Here is a 13754-nt window from a genome sequence, read left to right as displayed (position 1 = left end):
GTGACTGCCAACAAGCCGATCAGAGTGGCAATGCTGATCCAGGGCTATTACCCGGAGGTTGGCGGTGCAGAACGGCAACTGGCATCGCTTGCACCACGTCTGCGCGACCGGAATCTGTCGGTCACAGTCTATGCACGACACAAGCCAGGACTGCCTGCCCTCGAGCACATAGAGGGTGTGCCAGTACACCGGCTGGGCGCAACCGGCCCAAAAGCCGCGCGATCACTGTCTTATACGGTCGCCGTGCTACGACACCTGCAGCGCGATCCCCCGGACGTCATACATGCCCACGACCTGTTCTCACCGACCACGACTGCGTTGCTGGCCAGACGCTTGCTGCGAGTTCCGGTGGCAGTCAAGGTTGTCCGCGGCGGTTCGCTGGGTGACCTGCGGTGGTTGGAACGGCGCAACTTTGGTCGCCAGCGGGTCAGCTGGATTTGTCAAAAAGTTGACCGCTTCGTCGTAATCAGCGAAGAGATCAATGAGGAACTCGCAGCGCGCGGGGTTGTGAAACAGCGCCGCGCCCTGATACCAAACGGCGTCGACTGCGAGCGCTTTTTCCCGATCGAAGCCGGTGAGAAAGCTGCGCTGCGTGAGCAGCTGGGGCTACCGGCAGGACCGATTGTTGTCTATGCGGGGCGTCTTGCGCGGGAGAAACGCGTGGAGGATCTCGTAACCGTGTGGCCGGCAATACGGGAGCACGATCCGCTGGCAACATTGCTGGTCGTTGGCACCGGTGAACAGGAGAGCTTCCTGCGGCGGGCCGGCACAGATGGCGTCGTTTTCACGGGTGCGGTTGCTGACGTCGCCCCATACCTGCGAGCGGCGGATATATTTGCGTTACCGTCAGTGGCTGAAGGACTTTCCAATGCACTACTCGAGGCAATGGCTTCCGGGCTGGCATGCATTGCCACGGACGTCGGTGCTGCACCGGAGCTGATCACGTCGGGCCATTCGGGGCTGCTCATTGCGCCCGAATCACCGCAGGTATTGAAGCAACAGATAATGACGTTGCTGGACGACCCGGTGCTGCGAGAAGCGCTCGGGAGCAGGGCGCGCATGCATGTTGGTGAGTATTTCTCTTTGGAGAGCGTCGCTGGAAAACTGGAGCGGCTCTATCATGAGCTGGTTCGAAGTGACTGAACGCTTACTCAATGAAGATCCTGTACGTTACTGATAGTCTGAAGATCGGAGGTGCCGAGACCCTGCTGCTGGACATGGCGCGGGATTTCACCGCGAGGGGGCATCAGGTTGAAATCGCTTACTTCACAGACGGGCCGCTGCGCGGCGAGTTTGCGGCACTGGGCATTACACCGCACCGGCTGTCACGGCATGGATTGAAAAATCCCGGTGCGCTGTTGCGCATGGCGCTCCTGATTCGCCGTTTCAAGCCAAACGTAATCCACACTCACCTGCGCAAGAGCGACCTGGCAGGTCAGCTTACGGCTCGTTTGATGCAGGTGCCGGTGCGCGTCTCGACTGCCCATAATATCGACCCCTGGCGCAGCAACAGGGCATTGTCGGCGATTGCTGCAGCATGCACGGCTGGCTGCCACAAGATAATCGCTGTGTCATCGGAAGTTTGCGACTACACGGTGAACGTTGCCGGGGAGTCAGCCGACAAGGTAGTCACGATCTGTAATGGCATTGATCTGCAAAGATTCGATCCGGCGACAGTGCAGCCGGCCAGTGGCGACCCCTGGGATTCAGCCGGGCCACTGATTGGCATCATCGGCCGACTCGATCCGCAAAAGGACCACGCTACCTTTCTTGCGGCTGCTGCGCTGATTAGTGCACAGGAACCGCGGGCGCGGTTCGTGATTGTCGGTGACGGCATCGAGCGAAACCGGCTGGCCCGGCTTGCCGCAAAGCTTAACCTCGGCGAGAAAGCAGTATTTGCCGGCCTGCAGCGCGACATGCCAGCCGTGCTGGCGGCTCTCGATATCATCGTATTCTCCTCGCGCTGGGAGGGCCTGCCCGTTGCCCTGCTGGAGGCTCTGGCAATGTGCCGTCCTGTGGTGGGAACTGCAGTCGGTGGCATTCCTGGTGTCATAGAACACGGTACGACCGGGCTGCTGGTGCCACCGGCCGAGCCGGCGGCGCTGGCAGAACGGATTCGGCAGCTGCTCGGCGATGATGCCCTGGCCGCACGACTCGGCGCCGCGGGACGCCGGTTGGTCGCACAGCAATACAGTCAACGGCGCATGCACGATCAGGTTTTGGCGCTGTACGAAACACTGGCCCGACGCGAGCCGCCGGAGTGACGGGCTTGACGCAGCCACTCGACATACTCTGCGTGAGCAAATCTACCGGCGGGGTGGCCAACTACAATCGTGCGGTTGGCGAGTATCTGGCCAGGCAGGGCCATCGGGTGCACGTTGTGTGCTTATCGGAAGGTCGCGAAGCCTACGCGAAGCAACTCGAGGGCCTCGGGATGGACGTCACGGCATTGCGCATGAATCGCTACAAGGTCAGCCTGCTTTCTGACCTGGTGGTCGGTTTTCGGTTGTGGCAACACATGCGCAGCAATTCGGTGTCGATCGCAATTGCGCATAGCGCCAAGGCGGGCTTGCTGACCCGACTTGCTGCAAGGCTGAGCGGTACACCAACGCTGTATGTGCAGCACTCACTGCCGTTCCTGCGGCGCGTGCAGGGCAACAGGGCAGTTGTATACCGGTGGATCGAGCGTTTCGGCAGCGGCCTGGGTGGTCGCATTGTCGCGCTGACCCGTTCAATGCGTCAGCAGATCATCGAAAATGGCGTGGCGACGGCCGATGACATCGATGTGATTTATACGGGCATCGAACCCGATCGTTACCGCACGGGCAACAATCATGCTGCTGCCTGCCTGGCACTGGGACTAGATCCGGGAAAGCCGGTAGTTGGCTGGGCTGGCCGGTTCAACACGCAAAAAAATCCCACCGGATTGGTTGAGGCCGCGGCGCAGGTCCTGGCAAGAGTTCCCGAAACGCAGGTACTAATGGCGGGGGAGGGGCCACTCCGCGATGCCGTTGTGGAGTTGGCACGAAAGTACAACATTGCGAGCAACCTCGTGCTGGTGCCGTGGCAATCCGATATTTCGGTTGTTTACGCGGCCTGTGACGTTTACGTCATGACTTCGCGCTGGGAGGGGTTGCCGTTATCACTACTCGAAGCAATGGCCTGCGAGTGCCCGGTTGTTGCCAGTGCCGTTGATGGCATCGCGGAGGTGATTCGTAACGATGTAGACGGCCTGCTGGCACCAGCAGGCGATACAGACGCGCTGGCTGACGGAATAGTACGGCTGCTGGTTGAACCGGACAGCCGCAGCCGGATTGCTCAGGCCGCACGACAGCGCATCTGTGACAACTTCACAGTTGAAGGCATGATGACTGGCTGGCGTGATCTGGTGGAGAGATACGCCGGAAAATAGCTTGTCAGGACCGTTGCGGGGAAAAAGCAGAACGCAGCTGGCGGTATCCCTGCAACAGCATTTTACGCTGCCATACCCAGATAACGCTGCCGTATAGCAGTGCCCCGGCAACTACGCCGGCCAACAGCTGCAGGAACGGGCTCGAATCGCTCAGGACGGTGATAGTTGCGACGACGCCGGCGTACATGATGATGCCAGCCGTTACTGCAGGGAGCATAACTGCGAGCAGTTGGCCGAGGCTCAGCTGCAAAATTCGTGTGAGGATGCTCCAGCAGATCAGGAGATGAAGCATGATCGCGCCAACCTGAACCGCCATCACCGCAATGAGCGACTCTTGCTGGACCACGGCCCATCCAACCGAGGGCAGCAGGATTGCCAGGCGCAGGAGGGATAGTCGGATGATCAGTCCAGGTCTGCCGACGGCCTTGAACACTGTGCCCGCATTAAAGCCGAGCGACAACAGCATCACGTAGATGGCCGCGAGGCGGATTACCGGTATCATCTCAGCCCATTTGTCGGTCAGTAGTGACAATACAAAGGGTTCGGCTACCGCAGCCAGCCCGAGACCAAGCGGCACGGTGAGCAGTGCGAAATAGCGCATCACCGAAAGATAGCCGCGACCAAGTTTTGCGGTGTCATCCTTGATCTTGGTAAAGACAGGGAACAGCACGTTATTGATAACCTGTGCTGACTCCTTGATGAGAACAGTAGGGATACGCAGTGCCAGCACATAGACACCAACGATCGCGGCACTCATAAAACGCCCGACAAAGAAAAAACCGATGTTGCTGACAAGAAAGCCCAGAATGCCGACAGCGATGATTCTTGTCCCATAGTTCAGCAGGCTATGGGCGGCGCTGGCTTCGAAACGCATTGACGGCCGCCACGGATTGACGATCCACACAGTGGCGACACCCGCTGCCGTGCCGGCAAGCTGTCCATAGATCAGGCTCCAGGCACCGAAGTCAAAAAGGGCAAAACCAATTGAAAAAAGCACCTTGACGACGGAATTGGTGAGCTCGGGGATAAGCTTTTTGCCAAACTGGAGATGCTTTTCGAGCAGGGCGACGTGAATGTTACCTAGCGCCGACAGCGGTAGTGCCAGTGCCAGTACACGCGAAACGTCGGCAGCACGCGGGTCCTGAAAAAAGGTTGCCAGCAGCGGCGCGCCGAGCCATGTAAGCGTCATCAGCGTCAGGCCCGCTCCCAGCCCCAGCCAAAACCCGGTGTCGCGAGTAATCGGCTCGTCGCGTTGATAGATCAACGCTGGCCCGATGCCAAGACCGCTGATTGTTTCCAGAAAGGCGATAACTACGAGCGCGTAACCGGCAACGCCGAAATCTTCCTGCAGCAGCAGGCGAGCCAGTACGAGCGTGCTGACGAATACCAGCAGCTTGCCCGAGTACCGCGAGGCATATGCCCATATGACGCTCCGGGTCGCCGATCTCTTGAGATTGTCCATTCGTTCTTATGCCTGTAACAATACTCACGCGGCCTGAATGGCAATGCCATTGCGCATCAGGTAATTTCCAGCAGGAATCCGCGACGCCAACTGCCAGCAGGACGACCCGGTACGAGCTATATGCATTATCAGAGAACAATCGTGCCCGAACAAGCGATCAGAGTTTCCGCTCGCGCGTAACAATGACCGAGAACCAATCCGAACCATTCTTCATCGTCGGGGCGCCCCGATCCGGCACAACCCTGCTGGCTGTTTTACTGGACCGTCATCCGCTGCTGGCGATACCGCCGGAGACCCAGTTCTATACAGAGTTTGTCGCTAAGGTTGACGCAACCTTCTGGCAACAGGAGTGCGAACAGGTGGTTGCGACCGCGCTGGCTCATCCGCGCATAGCCGATCTCCAACTTGACCCGGTCGAAGTGACGGGCTTGCTCGAGCAGTATGGCCGGTCACCGGCCGGCCTGCTGCGGGCGCTTCTGGATTGCTACTCACGCAAGCGCGGTATGGCAAGGGTTGGCGAGAAATCGCCGCGCCACAACGAACACGTTGCAACGATCCTGAATGATTTCCCGCGGGCCCGGATTGTTGCCCTGGTGAGAGACGGGCGCGATGTTGTGAATTCCATGATCAAGGCGCCCTGGGCGGCACCAGGTAATCCGCGACGATTCTTGCTGTTTTGTCGTGACTGGATGGTGCAGATGCGCCACGTCGAGCGCAATCAGCAACGCGTCGGGAGCGGGTGTCAATTGATCGTAAAGTATGAGGACCTGTTGCATAACCCGGAAGTCGAGCTGCGACAAATCTGCAGGTTTCTCGACACTGACTATGAGCCATGCATGCTGGATACTTCGGTCAAGACGGCAGCGGTGCCGGAATGGGAATCGGAGTGGAAATCGAAGGCGACGATGGGACTCGATGCTACGCGCATCGGAGCCTGGCAGCGGGAACGCACCCGCGAGCAGATCTGGAAGATGAACACGATACTGGGGCCGATGCTACGGCGGCACGGCTACGCAAACACGACACTGCGGGATTGCCCGCCACTGCACAGACTAAAGCTGATGCCTTATATTGCCCTGCGCTGGGAACCACTTCGTCCGTTTGCCGTGTTCCTGCTGCGTTTTGGTCGGAAAATGATGCGGATTGCGCGACCGGGCCGCTGACGCGGCTGTTTGTCAGTCAGCCGATCAGCCCGTTCAGATACTCTTCGAGGGCGGTATAGCCGTCGTTGTCGTTATCGCTATTGCGATCGCTGCGATCGCCCGGGTCCAATTGCTGTTCTATCTCCCATGCGTCCGACATGCCGTCCCGATCACTATCCAGAGGCGCGGAAATCACAGGCGTAATCTCGTATCCGCCCACATCAGCGGGTGAGTCAATAACACTGCCGCTGTTCGCAGTAATGCTACCGATAATTCGGGCATCGATGGAGTCACGCTGCGGGGATATCGCCCCTGCGGCGGGTAACACCACTTCCAGCAGATCCCTCGGTTTAGTGATATCTATCCCTGAACCGGAAAACACTTTGCGCTCCACACGCATTTCCGGCGTCCAGCTATGCGCAACGCTCCACTCATCGCCCTCGGTTGCCAGCGGCCGATAAACAGAATCCGTATTGCCTCGCAAATAGACCTGATGCTGGCCTGTTTCGCTGCTTTGCAGATAAAACGCCGGGCGCAAGGTGGTATCCGGTCCATGGGCATAATGATTATTGATGGCGTGCAATGTGGTGCTTCCGGTGGACCTGATTGCTATGCCCTCTGATTTCCAGTTGTAACCGACGTTGTTGATCAGCTCGATGGACCGGCCATCTCTGATTGCTGGATTGCGATGCTCGTTACTGACAAAAACATTATGGTGTAGTGAGATATACCGAGAACCGGGTCCAATGATGTACCCCATGCTATGGGAACCTTCCGGGTGAATACTGTTACGCAGACCTTCGGCAAAGATGCACCACTGAACGGTTATGTACTCGTTGGGGTTCCAGTTGGAACCATTTTCATCGACGGCCCATGTAAAAGAAGAATGGTCGATAATGATGTTATTGACCGGGTCCGTTGACCCGATGCTGAAACCATCGCGATTTTCCGGCTCCATGCCATCCGGATCGTCGCCTGGGCGAACCCGCAGTCCTCGTACGATCACATTGTGGGTGCTGAATTTGAGCCGGCCACCGGAAATAGTGATGCCGGCGGGCGAACTCTGTCCTGCCAGGGTTACCCAGGGTTTGTCGATATTCAGCTCACTGTTCAGCTCAATGATGCCGCTAACTGCAAAGACAATCGTGCGTGGGCCGTCCTGGTCCAGCGCCCAGCGCAGACTGCCAGTACCCGAATCATCGAGATTGGTAACGATATATACCTCCCCGCCGCGGCCTCCACGGCTGAACGCACCGAATCCCTCGGCGCCTGGAAAGGCCCTCGCAGGCGGACTGGGCGCGGCGGGTGGGGGCACATCCTGACCCGGTTCAGGGTCAGGTTCGGGATCAGGGTCTGGCTCCGGCGCTGGATCTGAAGCGGGGTCGGTCTCGTCATCACCGCCTGTGTTATCACCCGAGTCATTGGCCGGAGAAGCTGCGTTCGCCTGGCTGGAGGCGTCCGGCTCACTTGCATCCTCATCCGAGGAGCTGCCACAAGCCACTAGCGACGCGGCAGCTACTATGCAACAAAGCCAGCACGTTAAAAGTTTGTGACTATTCCGGCAGATATTATTACTCAGCATGACCGTTTTTACCCGTTGGGGACCACGAATTACGCCTGTCCTGCCACCGAGGTGTCAAGCGGTTTAAACAGGCAAACGGTCTGCGGCGGCGCGACTCGCCTAAGCAGAGGCAGAAGCCGCTGGCGGAGCTTCGCTATCGTCGAGGATGGCGTGCCGGATAGCCGCGCCTACAGTGGTCCAATTGTAACGCGTTATTACCAGGCGCTGGCCCCTGGCACCAAGTTTGCGCGCCCTGTCAGGATCGGCAAGCAATTCGTTCAGAGCAGCCGTCAGGGCGTCGACATTGTGGGGTGGGACGAGTATGCCGGTATCGGCGGTGACTACTTCTGGCACCGCACCGATTGACGTTGCGATCACGGGCAGCCCGTGCGCCATCGCCTCCAGCAAGACCACGCCGAAAGGCTCCTGCAGCGTCGGCAGGCAAAACAAAGACGCGCGGCTGTAGTGCTTGTCTATTTGTTCAAGCGGAACCCTGCCCAGCACGCGACAGTTTGGCACGCTGACCTGCGGCCTTGCGCCAACGATAGTCAGGGTGGCGTCCGGATGCGACTCAAGCACCTGAGAGAATGCCTGTATCAGTATGTCGCCGCCTTTCCTGGCCCAGTCAGACCCAATAAAAAGTATCGACTTACTGTTGTTGCTGATTCCTGCCGTTGCGCCGACGGGGCCTGGCGTGTTCATACCGACATAAACACACTCTATTTTCTCCGGGGCGCACTCATAGTCGCGTTCCAGGGACTGCGACACGTTTTCACTTCGCGTAAAAATCCCGGTCGCGTTTGCGTAAATCTTTTTTTCCAGCGCCAGCCAGCGTTCAGATTTGAATCTGACCGAGAAACCCTGGTAAGCGTGGTTGAGCAGGTGTGTGTGATCCGTGTAGACGTAGTTTGGTATTCCCGGGACGCTGCAGTCGAACAGCGATTGAAGCTGAAAGCTGAAAACGTAGTGCTCCTTATTGGCAACGATTGCGTCCCTGCACAATTCACTAATTTTCTGGAACAGGTACGGAGTGGATAAAAATGCCTGTTTGAAAGAATTGTAGTTTTTGAGTGAACCAAGTCCGTATTCGCGAATCATCGCGAAAAAGTTTCCCAGAATTACCAGCGGGCGCCGACGAAGCAGAGGAATCAGCGTTATTGACTGAACGTCAAATTCAGGGAACGACGCACCCAGCATGCGATACACGCTTTCTTCGATTGGTGGCTTGCCGAATACATGAAAGTAGGCAATCTTCACAAATTGCTGGTCATCCAATCAGACTGTTCAGGAATTCTTCCGGTTCAGTGTATCCGTCAGCGTCGCGGTCGTCGATCCCATCGGCAGGATCATCAGCATCCAGGCCGTTGGCAAATTCCCACTCATCTGGCATACCGTCGCCATCACTGTCGGTGGGTGCCGGAGTCGAGGGTAACAGTTGGTACCTGCCAACCTCATTGGGGGAATCGATGACGGCGCCGGTGTTATTGAGAATGCCGCTGATAATTCTGGCGTCGACCGGATCGCGTTGCGGGCTGACCGCCCCTGCGCTCTGCAGTACCAATTGTGGCACGCTGCTGGTCGTAGCGGTTGTGATGCCGGAGCCGTCGAAGACCGGGGCGGTGGCCTGCATGGATTCATTCCACCCGTGGGCAACGTCCCACTCATCGCCCGGATCGGCACTTGGCCGATAGAGCGTGTCGATATTGCCACTCAAATAGATGCTGTACTGGTCGCCATCAGGCTGACGCAGAAAGAAGGCCGGGCGAACAGTAGTATCCGTCCCGTGCGCATAATAATTGTTTATGGCATGCAGCTTTGTGCTGCCGGATGAGCTGACTGCAACCCCTTCAGCCGCGAACGGCGTGACAAGGCTCGGCAACAATATTAATAACAATAACTTAGAAGTGATTAATAACGTGAATTATTGACTCGCTGAACGTCGCGTAAGTACAAGCCGCCACTGGAATGGTGGCTCCCGGCCCAAATCATCTCCTTGGCAGGCCAGCAGGAAATAGACGAGAAAGGGCCTTGGTCGCAACAACCAGCTGCGCACGTTGGCTTAGTTCCGAATGCGGCTCCCGTGAAGTGCGCTGGATCCGACAAGGCAATTTCGCCGGCGCCGGAAGAGCAGGGCAAGCATCAACAACCCCAGGGGCGACAGTGAGCCGCTACCGGAGCAATTCACCGAACTTGCAAAAACGTTTTCGCCCGAGCATTCCGGTTGTGCCGGCGCCGCAGCGACGGGAGCGACAGGAGCGGGGCCAGAAACCGGCGGTGGCGATGCTGGTGTGGCTGCCGGCGGCGTTTGCTGTGCCGGCGGCCGGACCTCAACCACGACGATGGTTGGCGGCATGCGCAGACCAGCCTGGTCTGCTGCATCATAGTAAAAGACGACATTGCCACCGTAGCCGTTGGTCGACCTGTACGTGACGGTACCGTCCGGATTGGCCGTCGCGGTGCCGTTGCCCGGCGTCGAGACGATGCTCACCGATGACATATCAAATGCGGGACCCGACGGAACGTCATTGGACAGCACGTCAATTGTCACCGCGACCGCGGAGTCGGTTGCGGCATAGTCTATGGTGCCGACGGGGCCAGGCAGCACATCAAAAACGACTGTAGCCACATTTGATTCTGTGGCGTCGTTATCGAGCACGACATAGGTTGCAGTTAAGCTGCCGGTGAAATCTACTGGTGGCCCGAACAGCAGGCCATTTTCACCGCGAGTCAGGACGCCCACCGCAGGCGCGTCAATAATTTCTATCGAAGCAGAGTCAAAAGTACCGTCGCTGTCACTGTCATTCGCAAGCACTTCCGCGTCAACAATGAAGCCTTGTTGCATGACAATTCGATCATCAACCGCAGTCGGTGGCTGATTGTCCTGCAGTATGTTGATGGTCACATCGTCGCTGTCAACATGACCGACCTCGTCAGTGACACTCAGCCTGAACCCGAACTTTTCCTCAAGCACAGCGTCACCAAGCTCATGACTGAAAGAAGCGACCCCGGTTGGTGAATCAAGCGTGACGGCCGGGCCGCTGAGCTGTTCCCACTCGATGCTCTCTATTGACCCATCCGCATCCAGCGATGCTCCGGGATCCAGTACGATCGAGGTGCGCTCGAGCACCGTACGGCTGGTTCCAGCGTTCGCTTCGGGAAGCACCATCTGGTAGCGCAGCTGGCCGCTGAGAACATCCTGTGAGCCGGTGCACGCCTGAACAAAATCCGCACTCAAACCATTCAGTACCTCCGTTACTGGCTCGAAAGCAATCGCATTAAGCAGGAACAGGCCATCCCCGGTGGAACAGTTATTTCCTTCACGAATTGCGGCAAGGTCGGCACCGCCCGTGCTATCGCCCGATACCAGATACGTAGTCCCAGCGGTAAGCAGCTGTCCGGGAGGAGCAAAGAACGCCACAGACCAGGCGTCGAGACCTTCCAGTGCAACCTGGGCACCGTTGCCACCAGCACTCAAGAACCCGGCGAACGCCGCATCATCCTCAGTCAGTATCCCGTCTTCGCCACCAACGCTGTTAATGCTGGTCGAGTAGCGCAGCCAGCTTCGGGGCAGGCTGCGATCGCGCACCTCAACGTCCGTGACGTCTGAATCGACCAGCCCGTTTTCATTGCTGACGTCCAGCTGGAAGCTGAGCAGGAGCGGGGCGCCACTTACGTCCGGGCTCCTGAATCGCGGCGTCGCAGTTGTCTCGTCCGAAAGCCCGACCTCAGGCCCACCGATCTGCGTCCAGAGGTAGCTGGCCACCGGGCTGTTTCCCCCAACCGTCTGCAGTCCGTCAAGCTCAACCTGCTCCCGTTCAAATACAATCCGGTCGCGGCCTGCAGATGCAGTCGGGACTTCAAGTATTAACGGTAAGTCGCTGTTAAACCTAACATTCGCGCGGAATGCTGAACCCGAGTTATCGCAAAACAGCTCCAGATCTGCTGCAAAGCGCAGCACCTCATTACTAAAGCCGTACTCAACCTCCAGAACGACAAAACGACCGGTAAGCTCGTTACAGCCACGTCCATCACCTGAGGCGTCCAAACCGGGTCGCGGGGCAGGGTGGAATGGAAAACGGGTTGCTTCCTCATATATCCCTTCCTCGAGCAATCCGTCACCAACATTGTCGAATACAAACCTCCAGGTCTCGAAACTGCTCAGTACCTGGAGGCTGTTACCAAACTCGACTGTTGCCTCGATCGTGCCGTCTGCCTCTGTAATTTCAAAGGTTTGGCCCTGACCCAGGTACTCGTTGTTGCTGGCAATCCTGATAGCCGTCAGGGCCGCGGCAGGCTCAACCGCCAATCCGAGGCTGAATCCAACAAAAACCAGTGTAATAAGTGCTTTGCGCATGACGCTTCCGACTAAGTTAAGTCACGGCAGGCTATCAGGTGCACCCGAAAACGACTGTGATCTGCCACACAGGCTACAAGCTCGATGACAGCAGCTTAGGGGTCTGTATGGGTAGGTTGTGGGCCAACGGTTCGAATTGTGGCGCTTCCTTTGCGAAATCTATCCGATAGTTAACATAATATACATTATGCGCATAAGATATGAGAGGCGGGCAGTCCCCACTCTCCAGACACTCGATCTATTGTGATTCCTAGCAAAAGCATGCACATATCTCGCACAACCGTTAGGACATCCGGACCAAAGTTAAGGACATTGCCGATTTAGCGGTAGCAAAGATCCGGACATTGCGGCGGGATCGGAGCAAATCCCAGCACATTGCCGAGCGCTCCTCGCAAGAAGTCGGCACGGCCGCGAATTAACGCTTCTTATTTATTCTCATGATCATCCGGACTGCTTGCCTGGTCGTGAGCGCATCATCATCGAGCTGCTGCAGAATTGCGATCGCTAGTTCGCTGACTTCCTCGTTATAGGCGCGAACGATATCGACAGCACGTTTCGTCGCAACCGGTAGCGACGAACAGTCGATCGTACGTCTTGGATATTTATCGCCATTCATTTCCCTGTATTCTCAACCTCGGCTCACAAGTTGCCATGATCTTGTTACCGTAATGCTGTAACAACCGTGGACAAACCCGCTCTCATAGCTCTGCTGCCCATGCCCAACTTTTAGGAAAAAGTTGGGCTTACAAAAAGATTAATATCGTTTTGATTTGTCTATGATTAATCGCCAATTAGGGCTACAATCCAGATCGGAACGCGGAAATTTTCGCCCAACTTTCTAGGAAATCCTAAAAAAGTTAAGCAATGCGTAGTGCCTCAATTCTGGACGTGAAACCTAACCCAAATCACCCCAAGTCCGGTGACACTATCAAGGTTGAGCCGATCCGGACAGTCAATGCAATTAACAAGCTTAAACAGCATCTGGCGCCCTCGCCTCGCAACTACGCACTTTTCGTTGTGGGCATCAACACTGCATACCGCGCCTCCGAGTTGCTTTCGATTCGCATCGGACGAGTAAGGCATCTCCAGCCAGGCGACCGGCTCGAAGTTAAACAGCGTAAGACCAACAAGTATCGTGCTGTGACATTGAATAGCGCGAGCTACCGGGCTATTCAGAATTTACTCGAACATTTGGATCATATGGCTCTGAAATCCAAGAATCTCGCATGGGTCGATGACGATGCCTTTCTTTTCGCTGGTCGCAAACCCGATCAAGCCATTCGGGTTCCGACTTTAAATAATTTGGTCAAGGATTGGTGCCGCAGCATCAAACTGAAAGGCAACTATGGCAGCCATTCTCTCCGCAAGACTTGGGGTTACATGCAACGCACGAAACAGAACACCCCTATTCCACTACTGATGCAGGCATTCGGCCACGCCAGTCAACAGCAAACGCTTTCGTACCTCTGCATCCAGGATGAAGAGATTGAGTCTATTTATACAAGTTTAGAGCTTTGATTAGGGCAGAATCCGAGCGGCTTGGGTACGGAGCGAGAATGGAAGGCACAAAAAACGAGTTATTGAAGTTTTGCGCACCCACAGACTATTCTATCTCGAACCTCGAGAACGGTGTTATCTATTGCCAGCACTTTTCTGCTTACAACGATCCTTTTGAATTCTGGAATCATGTGTACGATGGGATTCCTGACCACAAAAGGGAGCCTGAACGGTTCGCGGCCGCGCTAAAGGCATGGGGCATGGAGGGATCTTCACCTCACAATGAAGACGTGATTGCGTACTTTGACGAATGCCAACACTACCAG

General features: G+C 56.7%; 9 protein-coding genes and 1 pseudogene. 6 read left to right on the top strand and 4 right to left on the bottom strand.

Going from position 1 to position 13754, the window contains the following annotated elements:
- The 3 genes from HKN06_03555 to HKN06_03545 are packed head-to-tail and all read left to right on the top strand — an operon-like array spanning position 1 to position 3412.
- Positions 1–1143, top strand: coding sequence for a glycosyltransferase family 4 protein (locus HKN06_03555; GenBank protein NNF60389.1), 1143 nt, complete (start codon positions 1–3; stop codon positions 1141–1143).
- Positions 1144–1154: 11 nt separating this feature from the next.
- Entirely contained in the window at positions 1155–2264 is a 1110-nt protein-coding gene (locus HKN06_03550; protein NNF60388.1) for a glycosyltransferase, read from the top strand.
- Positions 2265–2269: 5 nt separating this feature from the next.
- Positions 2270–3412: a glycosyltransferase gene (locus HKN06_03545; GenBank protein NNF60387.1), complete on the top strand. Its 1143-nt coding sequence runs from the start codon at positions 2270–2272 to the stop codon at positions 3410–3412.
- 4 nt (positions 3413–3416) lie between these two features.
- Here HKN06_03545 and HKN06_03540 read toward each other — a convergent pair whose 3' ends face one another.
- A complete protein-coding gene (locus HKN06_03540) occupies positions 3417–4874 on the bottom strand; it encodes a lipopolysaccharide biosynthesis protein (GenBank protein NNF60386.1) in 1458 nt (485 codons plus the stop codon).
- A 182-nt stretch (positions 4875–5056) separates the two neighbouring features.
- Between HKN06_03540 and HKN06_03535 the strand changes: the two genes are divergently transcribed.
- Both HKN06_03535 and HKN06_03530 read left to right on the top strand, forming a co-directional pair.
- On the top strand, positions 5057–6037 hold the full coding sequence (locus tag HKN06_03535) for a sulfotransferase (GenBank protein NNF60385.1): 981 nt from the start codon (positions 5057–5059) through the stop codon (positions 6035–6037).
- A gap of 1304 nt (positions 6038–7341) precedes the next feature.
- Positions 7342–7413 (top strand): annotated as a pseudogene (locus HKN06_03530) (endoglucanase).
- A gap of 284 nt (positions 7414–7697) precedes the next feature.
- On the opposite strand, the gene HKN06_03525 reads toward HKN06_03530, so the two are convergent.
- The 3 genes from HKN06_03525 to HKN06_03515 form a co-directional block, all read right to left on the bottom strand.
- Entirely contained in the window at positions 7698–8852 is a 1155-nt protein-coding gene (locus HKN06_03525) for a glycosyltransferase family 4 protein (GenBank protein NNF60384.1), read from the bottom strand.
- Positions 8845–9459: a hypothetical protein gene (locus HKN06_03520; protein ID NNF60383.1), complete on the bottom strand. Its 615-nt coding sequence runs from the start codon at positions 9457–9459 to the stop codon at positions 8845–8847. Before HKN06_03520 ends, HKN06_03525 begins: the two co-directional genes overlap by 8 nt.
- Before the next feature lie 177 nt (positions 9460–9636).
- On the bottom strand, positions 9637–11931 hold the full coding sequence (locus tag HKN06_03515; GenBank protein ID NNF60382.1) for an Ig-like domain-containing protein: 2295 nt from the start codon (positions 11929–11931) through the stop codon (positions 9637–9639).
- An 864-nt stretch (positions 11932–12795) separates the two neighbouring features.
- Between HKN06_03515 and HKN06_03510 the strand changes: the two genes are divergently transcribed.
- Positions 12796–13449 carry a tyrosine-type recombinase/integrase gene (locus tag HKN06_03510; GenBank protein NNF60381.1) on the top strand — a complete coding sequence of 218 codons (654 nt, stop codon included), beginning with the start codon at positions 12796–12798 and terminating at the stop codon, positions 13447–13449.
- Positions 13450–13754 lie beyond the last annotated feature (305 nt).

Source organism: Gammaproteobacteria bacterium (assembly GCA_013003425.1).
In the GTDB taxonomy this organism is placed as follows: Bacteria; Pseudomonadota; Gammaproteobacteria; order Steroidobacterales; family JABDKV01; genus JABDJB01.
This window is presented reverse-complemented; position numbering and strand designations above follow the sequence as displayed.

Bases quoted from the DNA above. Each gene is read 5' to 3' on its own strand.
- HKN06_03550 (NNF60388.1), top strand. From the start codon at position 1,155: ATGAAGATCCTGTACGTTACTGATAGTCTGAAGATCGGAGGTGCCGAG.
- HKN06_03540 (NNF60386.1), bottom strand. From the start codon at position 4,874: ATGGACAATCTCAAGAGATCGGCGACCCGGAGCGTCATATGGGCATAT.
- HKN06_03535 (NNF60385.1), top strand. From the start codon at position 5,057: ATGACCGAGAACCAATCCGAACCATTCTTCATCGTCGGGGCGCCCCGA.
- HKN06_03515 (NNF60382.1), bottom strand. From the start codon at position 11,931: ATGCGCAAAGCACTTATTACACTGGTTTTTGTTGGATTCAGCCTCGGA.
- HKN06_03510 (NNF60381.1), top strand. From the start codon at position 12,796: ATGCGTAGTGCCTCAATTCTGGACGTGAAACCTAACCCAAATCACCCC.